The 22,604-nt window shown below is 32.8% G+C and carries 19 protein-coding genes and 3 tRNA genes; 11 read left to right on the plus strand and 11 right to left on the minus strand.

Translation table 11 applies throughout. The annotated features are described in order from the left end of the window. Window positions 1-77, minus strand: a tRNA-Asp gene (locus RDK80_RS09825). 96 nt (window positions 78-173) lie between these two features. Next, window positions 174-248 (minus strand) — tRNA-Glu (locus tag RDK80_RS09830). Between the two features lie 614 nt (window positions 249-862). Here RDK80_RS09830 and RDK80_RS09835 point away from each other — a divergent pair. Then, a complete protein-coding gene (locus RDK80_RS09835) occupies window positions 863-3,607 on the plus strand; it encodes a calcium-translocating P-type ATPase, PMCA-type (protein WP_094898737.1) in 2,745 nt (914 codons plus the stop codon). 22 nt (window positions 3,608-3,629) lie between these two features. On the opposite strand, the gene RDK80_RS09840 is transcribed toward RDK80_RS09835, so the two are convergent. Next, window positions 3,630-4,253, minus strand: coding sequence for a manganese efflux pump (locus RDK80_RS09840; RefSeq protein ID WP_094898738.1), 624 nt, complete (start codon window positions 4,251-4,253; stop codon window positions 3,630-3,632). A 157-nt stretch (window positions 4,254-4,410) separates the two neighbouring features. Between RDK80_RS09840 and RDK80_RS09845 the strand changes: the two genes are divergently transcribed. From RDK80_RS09845 to RDK80_RS09860, 4 genes are all read left to right on the plus strand, one after another. Continuing rightward, a tRNA-Ser gene (locus tag RDK80_RS09845) sits at window positions 4,411-4,502 on the plus strand. A 118-nt stretch (window positions 4,503-4,620) separates the two neighbouring features. Then, on the plus strand, window positions 4,621-6,084 hold the full coding sequence (locus RDK80_RS09850) for a serine hydrolase (RefSeq protein WP_308524170.1): 1,464 nt from the start codon (window positions 4,621-4,623) through the stop codon (window positions 6,082-6,084). A gap of 247 nt (window positions 6,085-6,331) precedes the next feature. Beyond that, the gene (locus tag RDK80_RS09855; RefSeq protein WP_308524171.1) at window positions 6,332-7,264 is read left to right on the plus strand and encodes an AraC family transcriptional regulator; all 933 of its coding nucleotides are present in this window, start codon (window positions 6,332-6,334) and stop codon (window positions 7,262-7,264) included. Between the two features lie 288 nt (window positions 7,265-7,552). After that, a complete protein-coding gene (locus tag RDK80_RS09860; RefSeq protein WP_094898742.1) occupies window positions 7,553-7,966 on the plus strand; it encodes a DUF3788 domain-containing protein in 414 nt (137 codons plus the stop codon). Between the two features lie 178 nt (window positions 7,967-8,144). Here the strand turns inward: RDK80_RS09860 and RDK80_RS09865 are convergent, their stop codons facing one another. Next, window positions 8,145-9,071 (minus strand): DUF1848 domain-containing protein, encoded by a 927-nt coding sequence (locus tag RDK80_RS09865; protein WP_308524172.1) that lies wholly within the window; start codon window positions 9,069-9,071, stop codon window positions 8,145-8,147. A gap of 319 nt (window positions 9,072-9,390) precedes the next feature. On the opposite strand from RDK80_RS09865, the gene RDK80_RS09870 reads away from it, so the two are divergent. From RDK80_RS09870 to RDK80_RS09895, 6 genes are all read left to right on the plus strand, one after another. Continuing rightward, entirely contained in the window at window positions 9,391-10,065 is a 675-nt protein-coding gene (locus RDK80_RS09870) for a response regulator transcription factor (RefSeq protein ID WP_308524173.1), read from the plus strand. Between the two features lie 9 nt (window positions 10,066-10,074). Beyond that, window positions 10,075-11,340, plus strand: coding sequence for a HAMP domain-containing sensor histidine kinase (locus RDK80_RS09875; protein ID WP_308524174.1), 1,266 nt, complete (start codon window positions 10,075-10,077; stop codon window positions 11,338-11,340). A gap of 245 nt (window positions 11,341-11,585) precedes the next feature. After that, window positions 11,586-12,431 carry a GNAT family N-acetyltransferase gene (locus RDK80_RS09880; protein ID WP_308524175.1) on the plus strand — a complete coding sequence of 282 codons (846 nt, stop codon included), beginning with the start codon at window positions 11,586-11,588 and terminating at the stop codon, window positions 12,429-12,431. 122 nt (window positions 12,432-12,553) lie between these two features. Then, window positions 12,554-13,312, plus strand: coding sequence for an ABC transporter ATP-binding protein (locus RDK80_RS09885; RefSeq protein ID WP_308524176.1), 759 nt, complete (start codon window positions 12,554-12,556; stop codon window positions 13,310-13,312). A 2-nt stretch (window positions 13,313-13,314) separates the two neighbouring features. Further along, window positions 13,315-15,651, plus strand: a complete 2,337-nt coding sequence (locus RDK80_RS09890) for an ABC transporter permease (protein WP_308524177.1) — start codon at window positions 13,315-13,317, stop codon at window positions 15,649-15,651. An 83-nt stretch (window positions 15,652-15,734) separates the two neighbouring features. Then, on the plus strand, window positions 15,735-16,493 hold the full coding sequence (locus RDK80_RS09895; RefSeq protein ID WP_308524178.1) for a transposase: 759 nt from the start codon (window positions 15,735-15,737) through the stop codon (window positions 16,491-16,493). A gap of 23 nt (window positions 16,494-16,516) precedes the next feature. On the opposite strand, the gene RDK80_RS09900 is transcribed toward RDK80_RS09895, so the two are convergent. The 7 genes from RDK80_RS09900 to RDK80_RS09930 all read right to left on the minus strand — a co-directional run bounded on the left by RDK80_RS09900 (window position 16,517) and on the right by RDK80_RS09930 (window position 22,554). After that, window positions 16,517-16,942, minus strand: a complete 426-nt coding sequence (locus tag RDK80_RS09900; RefSeq protein ID WP_308524179.1) for a DUF3788 domain-containing protein — start codon at window positions 16,940-16,942, stop codon at window positions 16,517-16,519. 25 nt (window positions 16,943-16,967) lie between these two features. Continuing rightward, window positions 16,968-17,936, minus strand: coding sequence for a helix-turn-helix domain-containing protein (locus RDK80_RS09905; protein WP_308524180.1), 969 nt, complete (start codon window positions 17,934-17,936; stop codon window positions 16,968-16,970). A gap of 592 nt (window positions 17,937-18,528) precedes the next feature. Beyond that, a complete protein-coding gene (locus RDK80_RS09910) occupies window positions 18,529-18,930 on the minus strand; it encodes an arsenate reductase ArsC (protein WP_094898751.1) in 402 nt (133 codons plus the stop codon). Between the two features lie 22 nt (window positions 18,931-18,952). After that, window positions 18,953-20,008: an ACR3 family arsenite efflux transporter gene (gene arsB, locus RDK80_RS09915; protein ID WP_094898752.1), complete on the minus strand. Its 1,056-nt coding sequence runs from the start codon at window positions 20,006-20,008 to the stop codon at window positions 18,953-18,955. Between the two features lie 50 nt (window positions 20,009-20,058). Beyond that, window positions 20,059-21,804: an arsenical pump-driving ATPase gene (arsA, locus tag RDK80_RS09920; RefSeq protein WP_308524181.1), complete on the minus strand. Its 1,746-nt coding sequence runs from the start codon at window positions 21,802-21,804 to the stop codon at window positions 20,059-20,061. A 19-nt stretch (window positions 21,805-21,823) separates the two neighbouring features. Further along, on the minus strand, window positions 21,824-22,210 hold the full coding sequence (gene arsD, locus RDK80_RS09925; RefSeq protein ID WP_094898753.1) for an arsenite efflux transporter metallochaperone ArsD: 387 nt from the start codon (window positions 22,208-22,210) through the stop codon (window positions 21,824-21,826). A gap of 20 nt (window positions 22,211-22,230) precedes the next feature. Next, a complete protein-coding gene (locus tag RDK80_RS09930; RefSeq protein ID WP_094898754.1) occupies window positions 22,231-22,554 on the minus strand; it encodes a metalloregulator ArsR/SmtB family transcription factor in 324 nt (107 codons plus the stop codon). Window positions 22,555-22,604 lie beyond the last annotated feature (50 nt).

Consider the following 22,604-nt stretch of genomic DNA (forward strand, 5'->3'; position numbering starts at 1 on the left):
TGGCGACCTGGAAGGGACTCGAACCCTCGACCTCCAGCGTGACAGGCTGGCATTCTAACCATCTGAACTACCAGGCCAAATGTTTAAATTCACAATTGTCATTCCACAGTTCACAATTGAAATTTAAAAGACTAATAAAACGTTATTTAATTGTGCATTGTGAATTATAATTTTGGTGACCCCACCGGGATTCGAACCCGGGTTACCGCCGTGAAAGGGCGATGTCTTAACCGCTTGACCATGGGGCCATATCTGTCGTCAAAAACAACCTTTTTTATTATACTACGATTTATAAAATTTGTCAAAGGAAAAGTTTAAATATTTTTAGATATTTTGAGGAATGTTAATCTTTCTATATTTATATTAATTTTATCATCCTAGGATTAATGATTTAGGTCTCAATTTAGGGAAAAATAAAATAAGTAAATCTCTAGAATTAGCAAAAATTAGCTTGTTTTGTAACTAATTTTCACTCCTTTGAATAAAATAGTATAAAGGGATAGGAGTGTTAGTTATGAGAAGATACTTTAGCAGAAATAACGACACAAGAATACTGATAAGAAGAATATCTGGAACAATAGGCATTATTATAATGCTTTGTATAGTCCCTTTCAAATTTCTAATGTTTGCTATAGGGTTAATCTGCTTAATTTTTGCTCTATTAATATAAAGATAAGATAGGGTTTGTCATTTTCTAAAGAATGGCAAGCCTTATTTTGTTCTATTTTATATAAATTACCTTAAATAAATTTCATAAAATAAAAAATGATGCATTAAATCAAAAAAATTCACATATGATTAGAAGGACAAGTCGTAGCATAACTTTGTATTAAATATTAGTTTACTACTGAGGAGGGGTGTTATGATATATTTTAATAGGGATAGGACGGAAGTTATAGAAGAACTTATGTCAGATGAAAAGAATGGTTTGAGTGATCTAGATATTAAAGCAGCACAGGAGAAATATGGACCAAACGAGTTTTCAAAAAGTAAGACAAGTTCATCCTGGGATGATTTATCAGATCCTCTGATAATTATACTTTTGATTGCAGCAGCCATAAGTTTTTTAATTGGAGAGTACATAGATGCAATTGGAATAATTTTGGCTATAACTTTAGGTTCTGTAATTGGGTACTTAACAGAAGAAAAATCTAAACAAGCTGCTGAAGAATTATCTAAAATAACGGAAAATATTTTTATTAAATGTATTCGAAATGGAGAAGTAAATCTTGTATTAAAAAATGATTTAGTCCCAGGTGATATCGTGCTCTTAGAGACAGGAAATATTGTTCCAGCTGATGGTAGAATATTGGAGTCAATGGGACTAAAGGCAAGAGAGGATATGCTAACTGGTGAATCTGATGATGTTGATAAGCATGCAGATATAATAGTTGAGATGGAAAAGGTTGAAGTCAAAGGAAATACTATAATTCAAGAACCAGTTCCAGCAAAACAAATAAATATGCTATTTGGTGGTACCCTTATTGCCAGCGGAAGAGGCAAAATGATAATAACTGCAATAGGTGATTCAACTCAAATGGGCAAGATTGCTCAAAGTATAAATGAGGTAGATAATGAAACACCACTCCAAATAAAATTAGGCGATTTAGGTAAAAACATTGCCAAACTATCAGGTTCCATTGCACTAATATTATTTATATTTATGATATTAAAGATGCTTATTCAAAAATTAATTATTATTGATAGCTCTGGAATTATTCCGTTTTTTAATTCAATTAAACCAGTGAAAAATGCCTTTGTTGTTTGTGTTGCCCTTGTAGTTGCTGCTGTACCTGAAGGGCTTCCTACAATGATTAATATGACTCTTGCTATTACAATGCAGAAGATGGCAAAGATAAATGCATTGATAACAAAAAAAGAATCTTGTGAAACAATAGGGTCAATTTCAGTTATCTGTTCCGATAAAACAGGAACATTGACACAAAATAGAATGACTGTAGAAAAGGTTTTTGTTAATGGAGACTATAAAGAAAAGTATGATTCAAATGAGAGCTACTTTATAGATAACTGTATAATAAATTCAACAGCTGATATAAAGTATATAAATAGGGAATGGCAATATATGGGAAGTGCAACAGAATGTGCATTATTGGTATATTTAGAAGACAAGCAGTATTTTGAATATAGGAAAAGTAAAGATATTACTTATCAGATTCCCTTTACGTCGAAGACAAAGAGAATGGATACAATTATTAGAGAAGGAGAGGATTATGTACTTTTATCTAAGGGGGCACCTGAGATTATTTTAGATTCTTGTGAATATGAATATTTAAATGGTCAGATTGTTAAACTTACAAAAGATAGAAAGCAATATATTGTTGAACAGATAAAAAAGCTTCAAGTTCAAGCAATGAGAGCATTAGGGTTTGCTTATAAAAAAACATCTAAATCAAATATTAATACATTTAACAACACTAATGTGGATCTTTATGAAAAGAATCTAATATTTACAGGATTTGTAGGTATCAGAGATCCTCTAAGGCCTGATGTAAAAGATGCAATTTCTATTGCAGAGAAAGCTGGAGTGAAGACTAAGATGCTAACTGGTGATAATATTAATACAGCAGTAGCTATTGGATATGAACTAGGATTATTAGAGAACAATAATAGAGCTGTAGAATCAACCTTTATAGATGCTCTCTCAGATCAGGAACTAAGAGAGGAAATAAAGACTATTTCAATAGTAGCTAGATCAAAACCTGAAACAAAGATGAGGATAGTAGAAGCCCTTCAAGATAATGGTGAAGTTGTAGCAGTAACGGGTGATGGAATAAATGATGTCCCCGCATTAGTAAAGGCAGATGTAGGTATAGCTATGGGTATTGCTGGTACAGAAGTAACCAAAAAATCTGCTAGCATAATTTTAACAGATGATAGTTTTAGCACTATAGTAAGAGGAATACAGTGGGGAAGAGGTATATATGAAAATTTTCAGAGATTTATTCAATTTCAGTTAACTGTCAATATAGTAGCTTTTTTAATAGCAATAATTTCTCAAATTATAGGTAGAGATATGCCTTTTACAACAATACAGTTATTGTGGATTAATATAATAATGGACGGGCCGCCAGCCTTATCTTTAGGCTTAGAGCCAGTAAGAGAAGATTTATTAAATAGAAAGCCTATTAAGAAAAATAGTAACATTATCTCGGAAACTATGTTAAAGTCAATTATTGTTAATTCAATTTTTATTACTCTAATATTATTTATACAAATGTTTTGGAATCCTTTAGGGGTATCAACAAGTAATTATAGCCAAGCTGGTATTTACGTTGGTAATGAAATGCAGACATCATTATTCGCATTATTGGCTTTTAGTGCTTTATTTAATGCTTTAAATTGCAGAGAATTTGGATTAAATAGTATAATCCCTAACTTTAGGAAAAATAATTTGGCATTGATAACATTACTTGCAACAGGATGTGCACAGATAATATTTATGACATATTATAATTATTTCTTTAATACAGTACCTTTAAGATTTGCGGTCTGGGTAAAGATTATAATTATGGCTTCTGCAGTTGTATGGGCTAATGAAATTTTAAAATATTTCCTACGATCAATGCGTTCAAAAACCACATATTAGTATGTGGTTTTTGATGCTTTTTCTATATTAACTTAATGATTGCCAAACAAATAAGGATTATGCCAGAGAGCCAAGATAAATTAATTTTTGATTTTTCGGCAAATTTTCTACCAATAAGTAATCCAAACCATATAAAGACTGAGTTTGTAATTAATGAAAACAACACCACAAGTTTTAAATTAATTGATCCCAAAGCGCTGGCAAAACCTAAAACAACAGCATCAATAGAAAGTGCAACTCCAAGATAGAGAATTTCTTTTAAGCTAATCTTTTCTACATTTATTAAATCATTTTTTATTTGATTGATATATATATTAGTTACAAATGTCAAATCAAATAATGTAAATATATATTTTTTAACTAATCCTTGATTTTTAGATATATAGGTTTTAGAAATACCTTGTAATAAATAAAATAAACCTAATGATCCTAAAGTGGCAAAACTTATTATTAAGGCACTGTTACCTGGAAGGATATTTCTTACCATAGCCCCACAAAATATAGATAGAGCCAATATTGAAGTGCTAATAAGGTTAAGGATTTGTATTGATAAAAAAGGTATTTTAACCTTATTTGCTCCATAAGCAATACTTGCTACAAATGAATCTAAGGAGCATGATAATGCAAATAAAAAAGCTTCTAGCATGATGATCTCCCTTCTCTTAAAAATATCAATCTAATATATATAATATCCTTATGGTTTTAATTTGTGCTTAAATAAATATTAAATGGAAGATAAATTTAATGCTCCCTCACCTGTTAAATTTTATTTTTGTATGTTATAATATGAAGGTAAATAATAGGGAGAGATGTCCGAGAGGTTGAAGGTGGCGGTCTCGAAAACCGTTGTGCAGTGCAAGCTGCACCGTGGGTTCAAATCCCACTCTCTCCGCCAGAATGATAGGATAAAACAGATGCAAGATGTCATCTGTTTTGTCCTATCTTTTTATGTTATACTAAGTTGAAGATAATTTATATTATCCGTACAGGTATTTTTTATAATGGAGGTTTCAATGAAAAAGATCATCGTTATCATGATAGCATCACTTATGCTATTCACAGGATTCGCAACACCAGTTTATGCACTATCGGATGCACAATCTGCGGCAATACAAGCATTGCTTGATGATGCCTGTCGCATATCTGGTGTACCGGGTATGTCAATTTCTATAATCACTGGAGAGGAAATGTTCTACTTTTCCTCTGGCTACGCAGACCGTGATAAAAGGTTGCCCGCCAGTGAAAACACTCTATACGAGCTGGCTTCGGTTAGTAAGGCTTTTACTGGTGTGGGCATTTTACTGTTAGAGGAGCAGGGACTACTGTCCATGACCGACCCTGTTCAGAAATATTTGCCTTGGCTTACGATGGAGTATAAAGGTATGCCTGTTGATATGCAGAGCTTTACACTTAATAACTTTCTTCACCATACCAGCGGCTTGACAAATCGAAAGCATATTCAAAGCATCCCGCAAGGCAGTACGCCAGATATGTTGCGAAAAACCGTGGAAGCATTGGTAGATGCTGAACTGACATTTGCCCCTGGTGAGCAATACGAGTATGGAACTGTCAATTATGATGTATTAGGTTTGGTTATTGAGGTTGTGTCTGGTCAAAGCTATGAAAGCTTTATGACGGAGCAGGTATTTCGCCCCTTGAGCTTATATCATACTTATGTTTATAAAGAAGAAGCCCAAGCAACCGGGCAACTGGCGCAGGGCTACCGATCTTCTTTTTTTATAACAAGCCCATATAACGCCCCAGATTATGCCGGTAACAAACCGGCGGGATATATCATGTCCTGCACAAAGGATATGGCGCATTGGATGAATATACAGATGGGTGGTGTACAAGATATACCTGAAGTATTTAAAGCGGTTATCATGAAATCACATCATGGAGACGTATCTGTACCGGATGTCAATGGAATGTATTATGCGGCAGGATGGATGGTAAACGCTGACAAAACAATTATTGAGCACTCGGGGGGTAATCCCAATTTCTCAACCGAAGTGGTAATACTGCCAAATGAACGAACAGCCTTCTGCCTGCTAACCAACGGCGCTAATACCAATATCGGTCTGGTAAAAGGTATTAAAGATATATTGGACGGCAATCTTACGCAGTCGTATAAAATAAGTGGCATACAGTTTTTGGACATCATTCTTTCGTTTACCACAATTATTGTTTGCCTGTTGACTATCATTTTCTTTATTTTGGGGTTACGCAGAAAGAAAATGAATGATCGGCAATCAATAACAAAAAAGAGAATATTCATAACCGTTGTTTGGCTAATGGTTACTGTTGCCATATGCATTATGTGCTGGATTTTCCCGATGTTCTTCGGATACGATTGGTCAACGTTACTTATTTGGCAAACATATAGTATTCTTACAGTTTTGATTTCACTGGCGCTATTAACTGCTTCTATTACATTCTTTGTATACACTCGCCAGCATAATGCCGTGTCCCGATAATGAGTATAATCTTACCTGCATCTATTTTGACCTAATAGCACAAATTCATCAGGCTAAAAAAGATATAGAGTTGTTTCTTTTTTAGCCTGAGTTTTATGATACAATAAATTAAGATAGTTATAGGATGGCTAATAATGGACATTTGAAGTAATGATTATATAGTATATAATGAACCTTGCAGCAATTAATTTATTTTGCAGGGTATTTTCTGGCTGATTATGATACATTTATTTCGGAGGAGATAAATATGGAGTGGGTAACAAAGTTAAATGAAGCGATAAGTTATATCGAAGAGAATATTAAGGGTAAGATTGATTATGCCACTGCAGCACGTATTGCATGCTGTTCACTTACACGTTTTCAACGAACATTTTCCTTGGTTTCGGATACGACGATTGGAGATTATGTTCGATACAGGAAAATGGCATTGGCAGCTGATGAATTGAAAAGTTCCAGCATAAAAGTAATCGATCTTGCATTGAAATATGGCTACGATTCCCCGGATTCATTTACACGAGCATTTCAAAAATTTCATGGAATGTCACCCACCACCGTGCGTAAATTAGGGGTGTCAAAGGCTTATCCAGCCATCTCGTTCCAAATAAATATTAACGGAGGAAATGTTTATATGGGAAAAAAACCAGTAGTACAAATTGAGGAATTCGTCGGCAAGCAAGTGGTCTCATTCTTTGCAGATCAAGTTGATCCCGAAAAACATGCATGGAATTTAATGCGCACTTGGGTGAAAAGTAATATCAAGGATTATTCTATGAGAAGATACATTGGATGTGCACCTAAAGGACATCATCCACAGGGTGAGCAGCATAAATCAAACGAAGGCCCTGTTAAACATGAATATTATGCACAAATGATTCTATTCGACAACGAAGATATTAGCGATTTATGTAAGGATGTGGATATATGTACTGCGCCACAAGGCTTGTTTTTAATAGGAGATATAATTTTTAACGAATTTCACGATGATGGCACAATAGATATCGGGACATCCATGCAAAAATCATCTCAAATAATGTTTGACTGCATGAATGAAATCGGAGGTTATGAGCTGGACTTTAATCATCGATGCTTTTATGAAGAACATATTTTTCCTAAAGAATGGTTTTATGGAGCGGATGAAATGGCTGAAATGAAGCTATGGCTACCAATTAAGAAGGTGTAATCAATATATATATATTTTAGGCATAATGCCAGTAAAACCTGTTATCAGTAAGATTTTGATTTAAATTTACGCCGTATCTGTCCAAAGTCGGGTACGATATCAAACCATACCATTTTTATGGGAGAAGTTAAGCATTATAACATACTGTATAATATAATCAAGGGTATCTTTTTTACTAACTTTCTAAAATTATTAGACTAGGAAAGATAGTAATTTGTGTCTTCTCAGTCTAAGTTTTGTATGTTATATTTGAAAAGAGAATTCATTTTTAGCAAGGAGATATATCTTATGTATGAACGTATGCTCGATAAATTAAAAGAACCTTCCCTAAACGAAATGATAAAGTATTGCGGAATTACAGGAGAGCTATTTGAATGTCTTAATCAAGAGATTTTATTTAAGTATAAAACAGAATTTAAGATTCGTTTTCCCTATGGAAATCATTATGGATGGGGAATAAAACACAAATCCAAAAACGAACATATCTGTGATATTTTTGCTGAGAAAGACGCATTTACAATAATGATACGATTAACAAATAAACAAATAGATAAAATCTATTGGGAATTATCTGCATATACACAAGAAATATGCGACAATAAATACCCTTGTGGAGAGGGGGGATGGCTTAAATATCGGGTAGTTTCTAATGAATATATGGAGGACGCATTTAAGCTATTAAATACAAAATTACAAAAATGATTACTACATAATTATTAGCATAATCTTATCTGCCCTTATTTTGTGATAATAATACAGAATATTAGGTCTAAAAAGATGCCGTGGGTTAATCCCATGGCATCAGTATTTTGAAGGACTCAACTATAATTTTTATAAACATATGGAAACTCTATACATTTTGAAGGAGTATATACTGCCATTAAAACAGCTTTAATTGCCTAAGGATATTAGAATTCACTTTTCTATCTATAATTTTTTCATCATCTATTACTTCACCAATTAATAATTCTCCCATTGGATTGTGTTTGCTGCAGTTTTTGGCAACAGATGAATCACTGTAATTTGCATAACAATAAATACATCCGTTTTTACAGGTGTTGTATGCACCAATGTCAAAGCTTTTAAAGCAGCCGCAGCTATCACGCTGATTTTTGTCAGCGACAATATTAAGTTTTTCTCCGAGAATACGCTCAATAACATCTTTATCTATGCAGGAAGCCTTTTGGATTCCATATATCTGCAAGTTTATGTTTTCACAGCATGCTTTTATTGTTAATCCGTACTCTTTGGCACATTTACTCATAAAGATACTAATTTCTGCCATTTCCTCTTTAGAGGTAGGACGAATGGACTTTGTTTTAATCTTTGAATACATGTCTACAAAACTTATGGTTACTATTTCTGTAAAGTTATGTAATTTATCGCACATTCTTTCAAATTGTTTCTTGTGATAAGTTATATCAAGAACATCATTAAGTATTAAAGGGTCATATCTCCATAGGACACGTTCTTTACCAATTATTTTACTGAGTTCTATAAATGTATCTTCTATATCCGATTTATTACGCAGATTCCTCTCAATAGAACTGTCATAAGGGGTGAGGGTAAATTGAAAATAATACTTATATCCCAAACCATCAAGTATGGGCAACTTATCCATAATATTCTGTGCATCCTTAGTCCAAAATACAATACAGTCAATTACATCAGGAGACAAATCTATTCTACTGATTTGTCTGTGATTCATTGGATTCCGGGACAAAACATATCCAGCATTTAAACGATTAATGAACCACCTAGAATAATGGCAAGGTATATCTGTTCTGCGAGATGCGGAGATTATCATTATTTCACTTCTCCTCTCTGTATTAATTAGAAAAGCGTTTCTAAGATTTACATATTTCTCCAAGACTAATTTATGACAGATAACATAAAGATTTGTATAAATATTTTTTAGCAGTTTTGGAGGTTTAGCCCCAAGGCATGTTGAAAAAATCAATTAAATGTAAATTCATTATACTTCAATAATGAAAAAAAGAAAAGAACTGTCTATGTACTATAGAAAAGTGCAATAAAGCTGTAAAACAAGAGACATTTACATCCTAGTATACATATGATAAAATGCAAGCAAATGGATTTTTACTTTCTGGAGAGGAAGATGTGCTATGGTGAAATATGACTGCTTAATAGTTGATGATGAAGAAGCATTATCTCAAAGTACCTGTGAATATTTCAATATGTTTGGAGTGAAAACCTTTTGGGCAGCAGATGAAAGGGCGTGTTCTGATTTTTTAAGCCAAAATAAAACGGATTTAATACTTTTAGATATTAACTTAGGGAAGTCCTCAGGATTTGAAATATGCAAGAAATTGAGAAATACAACTGATATACCTATCCTCTTCATAAGTGCAAGAACAAGTGATGATGATGTACTACTTGGTCTTAATGTAGGTGGAGATGACTATATTCAAAAGCCATACTCATTGAATATTCTTTTAGCTAAAGTCAGGGCTGTATTGAAACGATGCAGGGGATACGAGGATATATTCTATTTTGGGAGTTTTAAAATCGACTTTATTATGGAAAAGCTTATGAATGATGATAAGGAAATTAGATTAAAGGCTATGGAATATAAACTACTTGCTTATTTAATTCAAAACAGAAACCGTAATATTTCAAAAGAGGAACTTTTTCAAAAGGTTTGGGGTGACGCGATTACCAGTGATGGAACACTAAATGTTCATATTAGAAGACTTCGTGAGAAAATCGAAGAAAATCCAAATGAACCACATTATATTAAAACCTTATGGGGGACAGGCTATGTATTTGAAACTGATTAGGAGTTTAAGATGAATATTAAAAAATTAACTGCTTTAGCAATTACTATTTTTTTAATTGGTATGAGTATAATACTTTATCTTTTCAATAACACCGAAGATATTAGAATTGATACTGTTGTGGTAAATGATATTACCCAGTCCTTGGCAAAACAGTGGGATAATCTAGATAAATTAGATTTACCTTGTTTAAAATATGGACTTGACTATGTTGTTTTGGATAATAAAGGAAACTTCATAGGAGCAACAAGAGAAGGTCTTAACGAGAATATAAATTCTGCTGTAAATAATCGAGATACAATAGTTGATATTTTACTTGATACAAAAGTTTTGGGTAAGCTTATTATTTATAATAATACAAATGAACTTTGGAAACAGCATAGAGATAATTTGCTTATGACTTCTTTACTAATCGTAACGTCTATTACTTTGTTTTGTCTTGCCTATGGAATGTATATAGACAGAACTATTTTTAGACCATTTCGCAAACTGGAAGCTTTCGCCCGACATGTAGCGGCAGGTGAATTAGATATGCCCCTTGAAATGGATGAAGGTAATATCTTCGGTGCATTTACAGAAAGCTTTGACTTAATGAGAGAGGAACTGGCTAAAGCAAGGGAAAACGAAAGAAAAGCCAGTCAGAGCAAGAAGGAGCTGGTGGCATCATTGAGTCATGATATAAAGACACCTGTTGCATCAATAAAGGCTGTTTCTGAAATTATGATAGTAAAATCTAATAGTGAAGAAGATAAAAAACAATTGGGTATCATTAATTCAAAAGCAGATCAGATAAATATACTTATAAATAATATATTTAATGCTACTTTAGAAGAATTGCAAGAATTAAAGGTTATAGCGGGAGAAATATGGAGTACAGAATTATATGATTTAATAAAAAATGCTGATTATAATAACAGAGCTATAGTATCTATAATTCCCGAATGTATTGTTTCGGTAGATAGATTGAGGCTCTTACAGGTTATTGATAACATAATAAGTAACTCATATAAATATGCAGATACGTCAATTAATATCATTGGAAATATAAAAGGTCAGTATCTTGAGTTAGAGTTTAAAGACTACGGGTTGGGTATACCATCGGAAGAGGCACCCCTTCTATTTAATAAATTCTATCGTGGAAAAAATTCAATAGGGAAGAGTGGTACAGGACTTGGACTATATATTTCCAAATATCTGATGAATAAAATGCAGGGTGATATTGAATATAAAGCTACAGATAGTGGATTTGTCTTAATTCTCAAATTACGTATTTCATAAAAGATAACTGTCTTAGATGCAGCCTATCTTTTACAGCCTTTTTTAACATGGCTTTTATGCTATAATTGGCGTATGATTATTCATATGATAGGGAATAGAGCTATGGCAAATATTATAAAAGGATTAGAAACTACATTCAACGAAGTTGTCGAAAATTATGACAAAATGTGTCCGACATATAGATAGACTAGAATTGAAAATGTAGATTATATATAATGTTAACTTAGTTAGAGAAAGGAAAGAACATGAAAATTAAAGTCAAGGAAATGTCTGATATTGATTATGAAAAAGTAAATAAGCTTATTGATTTTGAAGATGCAGATGCTGAATTTCTAATGGCATATAATAATAGAGAAAAAAATATATATTGCCTTTATAACTATGATAAACTAGTAGGTATTGCACAAATCATTATCAATAAGAGGGCATTTTTGTATATTTTTATTAATCCCTCTTATAGAGGTAATGGAATTGGATTTAATGCTCTTAAGCTGTGTGAGGAAAAACTATATGAAAATGACATTGAGCAAATTATGACAACATATCGAATTGACAATTCTTACTCAAAAGCATTTGCGAATAAACATGGATATACGAGGAAGTTTTCTTCAGTTTATATGAAGTATTCAGGGAGCCAGTTTGATGTACAAGAGTTATTTATTAGAAATTACTGTGATGATGATTATGAATCTGCACACGAAATGTATGCGAAGGCTTTTCATGAGATGCGGATTAGTGTAGGTGATTTTCCTGATTCAGTTATTGAACAACCTAATGATAAAATGCGTCAATACTGGGCTGAAACATCAAATGAGCGCTTGGTATATATTAGAAATAGTGAAATAGTTGGTTACGCTCATATTGATGGAAACGAAATAGGGAGTGTTTCAGTAAAATCACAAAAACAAGGGCAAGGTATTGGAAGAAACTTTGTAAAATATATTTCCAATAAAATTCTTGCAGAAGGAAATGAGGCGGTTTTTCTTTATTGTGTTGTGGGGAATAGAGCTAAAAGTTTATATGACAGTTTGGGATTTCAAGAAATATATACCTGTGAGTATGCAGCAAAATTAAACTCATTAAATATTTAAGAATTGGTTAAGAAATGATTAAAGACTGGTTAAGGATTTACAATATATAATAGGGCTGTAAAAGATGAACTGCTTTAAATGCAGCAAACTTTTAACAGTCTTATTTTTGTAGGAGGGAATCAATGAGAAATGTGATTATATCAACTAATAAGCTTTGTAAGACCTTTTCAAACGGAGGAATGCAGCAGCATTTACTTAAGAATCTGGATATTGAAATATTTGAAGGAGATTTTACTATCATAATGGGTTCATCTGGAGCAGGAAAATCTACCCTTTTATATGCATTATCAGGTATGGATAAACCAACTTTGGGCTCCATTAAATTTTTTGATGAGGAGATTACAAAGCTATCCAATGATAAACTGGCAGTTTTTAGGAGGGCTAATTGTGGATTTGTATTTCAGCAAATGTTTCTTTTGGATAATATGAGTATATTGGATAATATACTTATGAGCGGTTTGCTCCTAAACAAGAATAGAAAAGAAATTACAGCAAGAGCAAAGGAACTCCTTATACAGGTTGGATTAGATGAAACAATATGGAGAAAATTTCCCACCCAATTGTCAGGGGGAGAGGTTCAGCGTGCTGCAATTGTCCGTGCATTGATTAATCAACCAAAAGTAGTTTTTGCCGATGAGCCCACAGGCTCTCTTAATTCAGCAGCAGGCAAAACAGTACTTGATATGCTTACTGAAGTAAATAACAAAGGACAAAGTGTCATCATGGTTACCCATGATTTAAAATCAGCTAGGAGGGGAAATAGAATTCTATATATGCGTGACGGTGTTATTCATGGAGTTTGTGACTTAGGAAAGTATATAAGTGGTGATAGAGAACGGCATATTAAACTCCAAGGATTTCTCGCCGAAATGGGGTGGTAAATATGAAGAAAATTTTTATGTTAAGTTTCGCAAATATACGAAAATCTAAAGGACAGACAGTTTCTCTTTTTATAATGTTTTTAGTGGCAGGGTTTTTATTAAATGCAGGTTTACTTGTGTTTATAAACTTCGGAAACTTTTTTGAAAAAATAACTGATGAACTTAATACATCTGATGCTTATCATATAATAGGTATGAACCTATATAATGAAGAAGTAGATCGATATATTAGAAATAATCATAATGTTTTAGAAATGGAAAAGTTTGATTCATTATATGCTTGGGCATCCATACCTTATAATGGTGATACACGTGAGCTAGCATTTCTCTTAAATGATGGAGATTTGGAGCGTAATCTTTCTAAATGGAAACTTATAGGAGAGTATTTGCCAACAGATTCCATGTCAATATACGTTCCATATGTATTAAATGTTGACGGAGGCTATGAGCTTAATGACGAATTTGAAATGAAAATTGATGATACAATTATTGAGTTTACCATAAAAGGTTTTACAGAGGATGGGTTTTTCAGTTCTGTAGACACTGGGGTTTTGGGACTTTATATGCCTCATGAAACCTATGAAAAAGTAAGAGAGATATTAGGCGATAGCTATAAAGGTACAGTTGTTTTTACTAATCTTATTAAAAACGATAAATCCCTTGAAACAGGAATCAGAGAATTGATTGAACAGGATAATATGATGACAAGGTCAGTATTGAGTATAGACTTACCTATTATACAGCTGTCTCGTACTATGATGGCAAGTATGACGGCAGCGATGATAGTAGTCTTTTCTGCTATTGTTGCGGCTGTATGCTTGATAGTTATCAGGTTTAAAATCAATAACAATATAGAAGAGGATATGATGAAAATCGGTTCATTAAAGGCCATAGGTTATACTAGCAGACAAATTATATATTCCATTGCTCTACAGTTTCTTTTAATAGCATTTGCAGGCAGTATAGGGGGAATAGGTATGTCCTATTTTACAATTCCTATGTATTCTCTTATATTTGAAAGTCAGTCTGGATTACATTGGGTACAAGGATTTGATGGTATAATCAGCGGAATTACCTTGGGCATAATTCTATTGGCAGTAGTAATGGTAACTTTAATCAGTGCAGCACGTGTTCGAAGACTTCATCCCATCATAGCTTTGAGAGGCGGTATAATAACACATAATTTCCGTAAAAATTATCTACCTCTCCATAAATCGAAGCGTAATTTAACTATTGTCCTTGCCTTTAAATCAATGTTCCAGAATATGAAACAGAGTATTATGATAGGAACAATATTGATAGCAGTATCTTTTTCCAGTACCTTTGCAGTTATAATGTTCTATAATTCAGCAATTGATACTAAGGCATTTAATGAGATTCCGGGAGTTGAACTTTCAAATGTTATGGCTGTGTTAAATGATGATGCTGATACTGATCAACTGGTAAAGAAAATACGGAATTTAGATGGTGTGAGAAAAGTTCAATTCATAGATGAAACCATGGTTAAAATAGATGATAATGACACCCTTACCTATGTTATGGAGGACTATTCTAAGAAGGAAACTGATATAATCTATGAGGGAAGGTATCCTATTCATATAAATGAGGTAGTTATCTCGGGGCATTTGGCAGAGATGCTTCAAAAGAATATTGGAGATAATATTACATTAAAGAATGGTGAGAGAGAAGTAGAATTTATTATTACAGGTTTATCTCAAGGCATTAATAGGGGGCTTATGAAAATCTTTATGACATATGATTCAATACTTAAGCTTAACCCAGATTTTAAACAGCAAAATCTACAAATATATCTGAATAAAGGAGCAGATGTCCCTGAATTTATAAAGATCCTTGAAAATTCATATGGAGACTCTATAATGACAATAGTAGATGCAGATAAGAATATGGAACAGAGTATAGGAATCTATATATCCATTGTTTCAAAGGTTGGAATTGCAATTTTGATTATAACAATGGCTGTAGTTGTTTTTGTTTTGTACCTTATCATTAGTTCAGCCATTATAAGAAGAAAACATGAAATAGGAATACAAAAAGCAGTTGGATTTACAACATTCCAGCTTATGAATCAGATTTCCTTTGGCTTTATGCCTCCTGTAATTATTGGGGTATTTATAGGGACTATAGCGGGAATGACACAAGGAAATAAAATTATGTCAATAGCGCAGAGGTCAATGGGTGTTATGAAAGCAAATTATATAATAAATACTCTTTGGATTATTTCATTTAGTATTGCTATTGTAATTATATCTTATATTACATCAATGCTTATTACTTATAGCATTCGTAAAATATCAGCATATAAGCTAGTAAGTGAGTAATAACACAAGGGGACGGTTCTCCTGTGTCATTTTATATTGTTATCGCCTATGGTTTATGCTAAGCTAAAATAGAGGTGATTTCTATGCCAAGAAAGTCAAGAGAAAAAAGTGATACAGGAATATATCATGTGATGCTGCGGGGGATAAATGGACAAATAATATTTGAAGATAATGAGGATTATGAAAGATTAATCCAAAGTATTGGAGAGTATAAAGGAGTATGTGAGTACGAGATATATGCCTATTGTCTCATGAGCAATCATATACATTTGCTAATGAAAGAAGGAAAAGAAGACCTTGGAATAGTCTTTAGAAGAATAGGAGCAAGCTATGTCTATTGGTACAATGGAAAATATAGTAGAACTGGACATCTATTTCAAGATAGATATAAATCTGAGGTAGTAGAAAATGATGAATATTTTTTAACTGTACTAAGATATATTCACCAAAATCCTATTAAGGCAGGTATTGAAAGAGAGATAGGAAGATATCCTTGGAGTAGCTATAATGAATATCTAGGAAAAGAGGGAATCTGTGATGCTAAATTTGCACTAGGATTCTTCGGACAGGATGAAAAAGGTGCAATAGCAGCGTTTGAAAAATTCAACTATGAAGAAAATAATGATAAATGCCTTGAATATGAGAAGTCACTAAGAATAGATGATAATGAAGCAAGAAAAATTATAATGGAATTATTTGGAGTAGAGGATACAATTGGAATTCAAAAACTCGAAAAAGAAAAAAGAGATAAAGTCATTAAAAAATTAAAGGATAGAGGATTATCAATAAGACAAATCGAGAGACTGACAGGAATTAGTTTTAGTATAATAAGAAGAACATGACACAGAAGAACCGTCCCTCTGTGTCATGTTGATTTTACCCGTATTTGAATTAGACTGATTACATCATCCAGAACCTTAGGTTCTGTAACTTTAATCATTAACCAGCGGCTTCCATGAGAAGAAGTAGTGTTCTGATATAGGTTTTGTGTGTATTTGGCATAGGATGGGAGCATTAATTGGGTTTCAAGACTCTCTTTATTGCTGATTACTATAAGAGCAATATAGAATCCTGACATGGGATAAAGTGTACATAAGGATTTTCCATATTTTCGGTATTTCACATTCCAACCGGGCTGCATGGAGCACTGGCTGTAATATAGTTTTGGATTAATATGATAAATACTTTGTAAAAACAAATTCAACCTTTGCCAAAGCTGAGTATTCACATATCTATTGATTTCATCTAATGAAGGCTGATTATTTGGACCATATAATGCGCTCCACTTCATACTTTTCCCTCCTTTTCTACAAGAGTTATTCTTCGGGTATAGGCATTACCCATACCTCCATACTAGTTGTATCTGGACTATGGTTTGTATAGCGTTCAATTGCAAAAGGTTTAGAAATAAGCTTATGATTTGGGAGCCATGTTTCAAACATATATTTATGAGCCTTGTATATTGCATCCATTACAAGATGTTCAAAGTCTTCCGCCTCAAAAGAACAGACTATATATTCTCCTTTAGGTAATTCCCATGAGGAAAAACCTAGAACCTCTTCATTAGAAGAAGCCTCAGCTCCAGCAAAATAACGGTAATAGCCATCCTTGGTTCCCATATAAGTAACACCAAGTTCGTCACCACCCTCTTTTAACCCTTCAATAGTCGGTTTACTTTCGTGAAAAATATCCCATAGCTTTCCAAGTGCATCTACACCAGTATTACCGCTACCGGGCATCTGATCAATTGGTTCTTCTAATATAAGTCCAATAAAATATTGGGGAGATGAAATATTTCTTTGTGTAATTTCAAGAACAATTCCATCAGAAACCAAAGGAACATTCTCGTCCACAAGGGTATAATTCAGTAACAGCTGGGGTTTCACAAAATGATTTAGACGAACTGGATTGGTACGGTATTCCTCTGGAGTCATTCCAAAGGCATCTTTAAAGGCTCGTGTGAAAGTTTCGTGAGATGAAAAGCCAAAATCTAAAGCGATATCCAGAATTCGCTCATTGTTATCTTGCAAACCTTCAGATGCTTTTGCAAGACGGCGTAGCTTAATATATTCATTCACTGGCTTTTTGACTAATCGACTGAACAGCCTTTGATAATAAAATTGAGACAGTGAAGCAAGTTTGGCAAGAGCAGCAATTTTAATTTCCTCTGAAAGATGTTCCTCAATATAGTCTATGGTTATTTGTATTTGTTCCCATGCGTGCATATCTAAGCACCTCCTTATAAATAGAATAACATACCTATAATCAATTGGCTTGACCTCCAATGCCCTTTTATAAGGTTATTTATTTGCAGATAATCATATCATAATAGCAATTTGTATTTTACTTTCCATAATTAAATTTCAGATTGATCATTTTACTTGAGGCAATACGTTTCGTTGTGCCTAGGTGATTTATGAGTAAGGGACAGTATCAGATAATTACTAACGTTTATTGTTAGATTGGCATGTATTTCGAAGGCGAAAAATTTCGGTACAATAATAAAATGTTTGGTTATTCTCGGTAAAAATGTTGAATAAATAAAGTGATAATGATACTTATGATTTTTATGGATATGGCATCTAGATTATAAAGAAAAATGATTAAATATACTCTCTGAATTTTGGAGGCTGTGATTATGTCGTCAGTTTTATGTTATCATATTATTCATAGCAAAACACAAACATCATACAGGTAAGCAATTTTAGTATAATGTATGACATCTCAAGAAATATTAAAATAATCTCTTATGATGTAATAAGCATTTCTAATTTAGCTATAGCTTGATAGAATGCCATATTTATCTATACTTTCAGAAAAAAGGCTTTGAACACTTTCAATTGTTCAAAGCCTTTTAATATTATAAATGTATGCTTACTAAATTTCATTGTTTCTAACTCTTTTAATCAAATCTTCCACTTTTTCCTTTATTATATCTCTAGTTTCCCGATAGTCTTCAATGAGTCCACCAGATGGGTCTGTTAGCCCCCAATCCTCGATATGACTATTTGGAACAAAGGGACACACTACATTACATCCCATAGTTATAAGAATATCTACTTCCTCGGGTATATTAGATAATAACTTAGGATAGTGACCACTCATATCTATACCTGCTTCTTCCATTACTTGTACTGCCAAGGGCTTTACTTTTGGATAATTTTCAGTTCCTGCTGAATATACTTCCAATATATCACTACCTAATTTTTTCGCCCAGCCTTCTGCCATTTGAGAACGGCATGAATTGTGAACGCATATAAAAGCAACCTTCTTTTTCATTTAGTATTCCTCCAAATAAAGATTATTTAGCTTTATTAAACCATCCCCTTGTATTATTTGCTATCCTTACAAGAGTAAGCATTACTGGAACTTCAACAAGTACACCTACTACAGTTGCTATTGCTGCTCCAGATTTCAATCCAAATAAAGAAATAGCTACTGCTACTGCTAGTTCAAAGAAATTTGATGCTCCAATCATACCTGCTGGTGCAGCCACATCATGAGGTAATTTCCATGCTTTCGCCCATAAATAAGCAACAAAGAATATAAGAAATGTCTGTATTATTAGAGGTACTGCTATCAATACTATATTCATAGGATTATCAACGATTATTTGACCTTGGAAAGAGAATATAATTATTAAAGTTAATAAAAGTCCTATTATTGTAACATTACTAAACTTTGGAATAAAGGTTTTTTCAAAGTATTCTAATCCTTTATTTTTAGTGATAACTACCCTTGAAATCCAACCAGCAGATAGTGGTATAACTACAAATAATACAACTGATAAAAATAATGTGGCCCACGGAATTGATATATCACTCATACCTAATAAGAAAGCAACTATAGGAACGAATCCAACTAATATTATAAGGTCATTTGTGGCCACTTGAACAAGAGTATACGCTGGGTCACCTTTAGTTAAATGACTCCAAACAAATACCATAGCAGTACAAGGTGCTGCTCCTAAAAGTACTGCCCCTGCAAGATAATCCTTTGCTAAGTCGGGGGATATAACGCTTTTAAATACTACATTAAAGAAAAATACTGCTATCGCGTACATTGTAAATGGTTTAATCAACCAGTTTGTAACCCATGTAATTATAAGTCCTTTTGGATTTTCACCAACTCTTTTTATACTATGAAAATCAACCTTTAACATCATTGGATAAATCATTAACCATATAAGAATAGCTACTGGTATAGAAACACTTGCATATTCAAACTTACTTAAAAATTCAGGTATATTTGGGAGATAGACTCCGATAAGTACTCCTACCACCATACATATAGCAACCCATAATGTAAGGTATTTTTCAAAGAAACTAATTCCTGATTGTAGATTTTCTTTTGCCATATCTATATTCCCCTTTCATATGAAATTACTAATTTGAATCTAAGTAAGCTCTATTTTAAGAGCTTACTTAGATTTTGACCCTTTACTTCTTCTGGGATCCACTTAATCACTGCAAAATCTCCGTCAGATATCTCATTTACTTTATTAATCCATTGTATCTCATTACTTGCCTTTACTTTTAAGATTTCATTAGTTGTATTAGTTGCATAGAAGCTTGAGTTAATAATCCACCATTTACTATAGATACCAGCCCTATTTAAGTCCTCCTGTAATCCCATAGCTTCATGAACAGGAGTGGTTTCAGCAAGTGTAACTATTATAACTTCGGTTTGACTACTATCTCTTAACTTAGGCAATAACTTCTTAACTGACTCAGGTATATCTCCTTGTGTTCGTGCAATTTCTCTATTATAGCTTTGTGTGGATTCTAATAATAACAGAGTATGACCTGTTGGAGCTGTATCGATGACTACTACTTCATTTTGTGAACGTTCTACTATTTCAGCAAAGGCTCTAAATACTGCAATTTCTTGAGTACAAGGAGATCTTAAATCTTCTTCAATATAAGCAATATCATCATCAGTCATGGTTTCCTTAGCTTTATTTAGTACTTCTTCTTGATATTTTTCTAGTTCTTTCTTTTCATCTATATTACTTATTGTAATTCCGTAACTTTCATCTATAACAAAGTTTAAATGTGCTGCAGGATCGGTTGTTGTTAAATGAACCTTCTTTCCTTTTTTAGCTAATTCAACAGCAATAGTAGCAGCTATTGTAGTTTTACCGACTCCACCTTTACCCATAGTAAAGATAACCTTTTTATCTCTTCTATATAAATCTTCTATTATAATATTAAGTGAAGGGATATTATCAACAGTTAATTTATCATCATTATATTTAATATTATCACTTTTAAAAAATGCTCTTAGGTTTTCCAAACCCGTCATATTATAAGGTCTTAAAGGAATTTTATAGGTTTCAATATTTTTAAGTCCTTCTGGTATTTCTTTTAATGCATTTTGTTGTTTGTCAAAAATAGCATTAGAAAGATAATCATCATGATCTCTAAGGGCTCCATTAACTATTAGAAGCTGATTACTTATTCCGATGTCTTTTAGCTCATTAGAAGCTCTATCAGCTTCTTTTAAAGTCGATACTTCAGGTCGGGAGATTAGTATAAGTGTAGTTTTTTCTTTGTCCGCTAGATTCTCTACTGCATTTTTATAGACTTCCTTTTTAGCTTCAAGTCCTGATAATTGGCCTAAACATGATGCGCCATGAGTGCTTTCGCTAATGAAATTAGTCCATGCTGATGGAAGTTGAAGCATCCTTAGTGTATGACCTGTTGGTGCAGTATCAAATATAATATGATCATATTCTTCGGCTGTTTTTTCATCAGTTATAAAACCAGAGAATTCATTGAAAGCTGCTATTTCAACTGTACATGAACCTGAAAGCTGCTCTTCCATATTTTTTAGTACAACTTCTGGTAGCTTACCTCTATATGGTGATAATACAGATTCCTTATATTCAGCAGCAGCATCTTCTGGGTCAAAATTGGCTACTACTAGATTAGGGATTTCATCTATAGGCACACCTTTATTATTTAACTCTGTTTCAAATACATCTTGAAGGTTTGAAGCAGGGTCAGTACTGATAAGCATAATTCTTTTACCCTCATCAGCTAAAGCAACTGCAATAGCACAAGCAGTTGAGGTTTTTCCAACGCCACCTTTTCCGGTAAAAAATAAGTATTTTGTTAGGTTTATATCTTTTAAATTAAAATCTTTAAACATAATACACCTCTTTTCTATTTTAACAACATCCTTTTCCTCCACAACAGCCATTGTTTTGCTTTTTAGATTTTCTAGCTTCTAATTCAGACATGATATATTCCTTTGGTATCTCCAGCATCTTTATAAATTCCTCATTAGTTGGATATTCCTTTATTTTTACGACTTCTCCATCAACTATTGTAATAGGAAGAACATCTACACCTTCATCATTTAACATCTTATTTACTATTTTATTATCCACAAATATTTGAGGATTGTTGGTTAAATTATGTCTTTCAACTAATACTCCTTTTTTTTCTAACCTATTAATAACAGTTGCAACTCTTAAAAGCTCCTTATCAACAGATGGTCCACATACTCCTGTTGCACAGCACATAGCTGGGTCAAAGATTATCATTTTTTTCATACTTAGTTCCCTCCTATTATTTATTTACAGCCACATTTTGATATACCTTTACAGATGCAATCTTCAGTATCAGTTATAATATTCATTAAAAATAGAATAATTTTATTACATTCCATTAAATTTAAAGAATAGTGATTCCAAAGCCCATCTTTTCTAATATTTACTAGATTAGACTCCATTAAAACCTTCATGTGGTGAGAAAGGGTAGGCTGAGAAAAGTCAAAATGCTCTAATATATCACAGGCGCACATCTCACCACAAGATAATATATCAAGTATTTGAAGTCTCTTTGGATCTGATAATGCTTTAATAATTTTTGAGTTTTCTTCATAATTAACTTTCATTTAATCACTCCCTACATAGATATATGTCTATATAATAAATTATATGCACT

Origin of the sequence: uncultured Tissierella sp., from assembly GCF_902479755.1 — a bacterium.
In the GTDB taxonomy this organism is placed as follows: Bacteria; Bacillota; Clostridia; order Tissierellales; family Tissierellaceae; genus Tissierella; species Tissierella carlieri.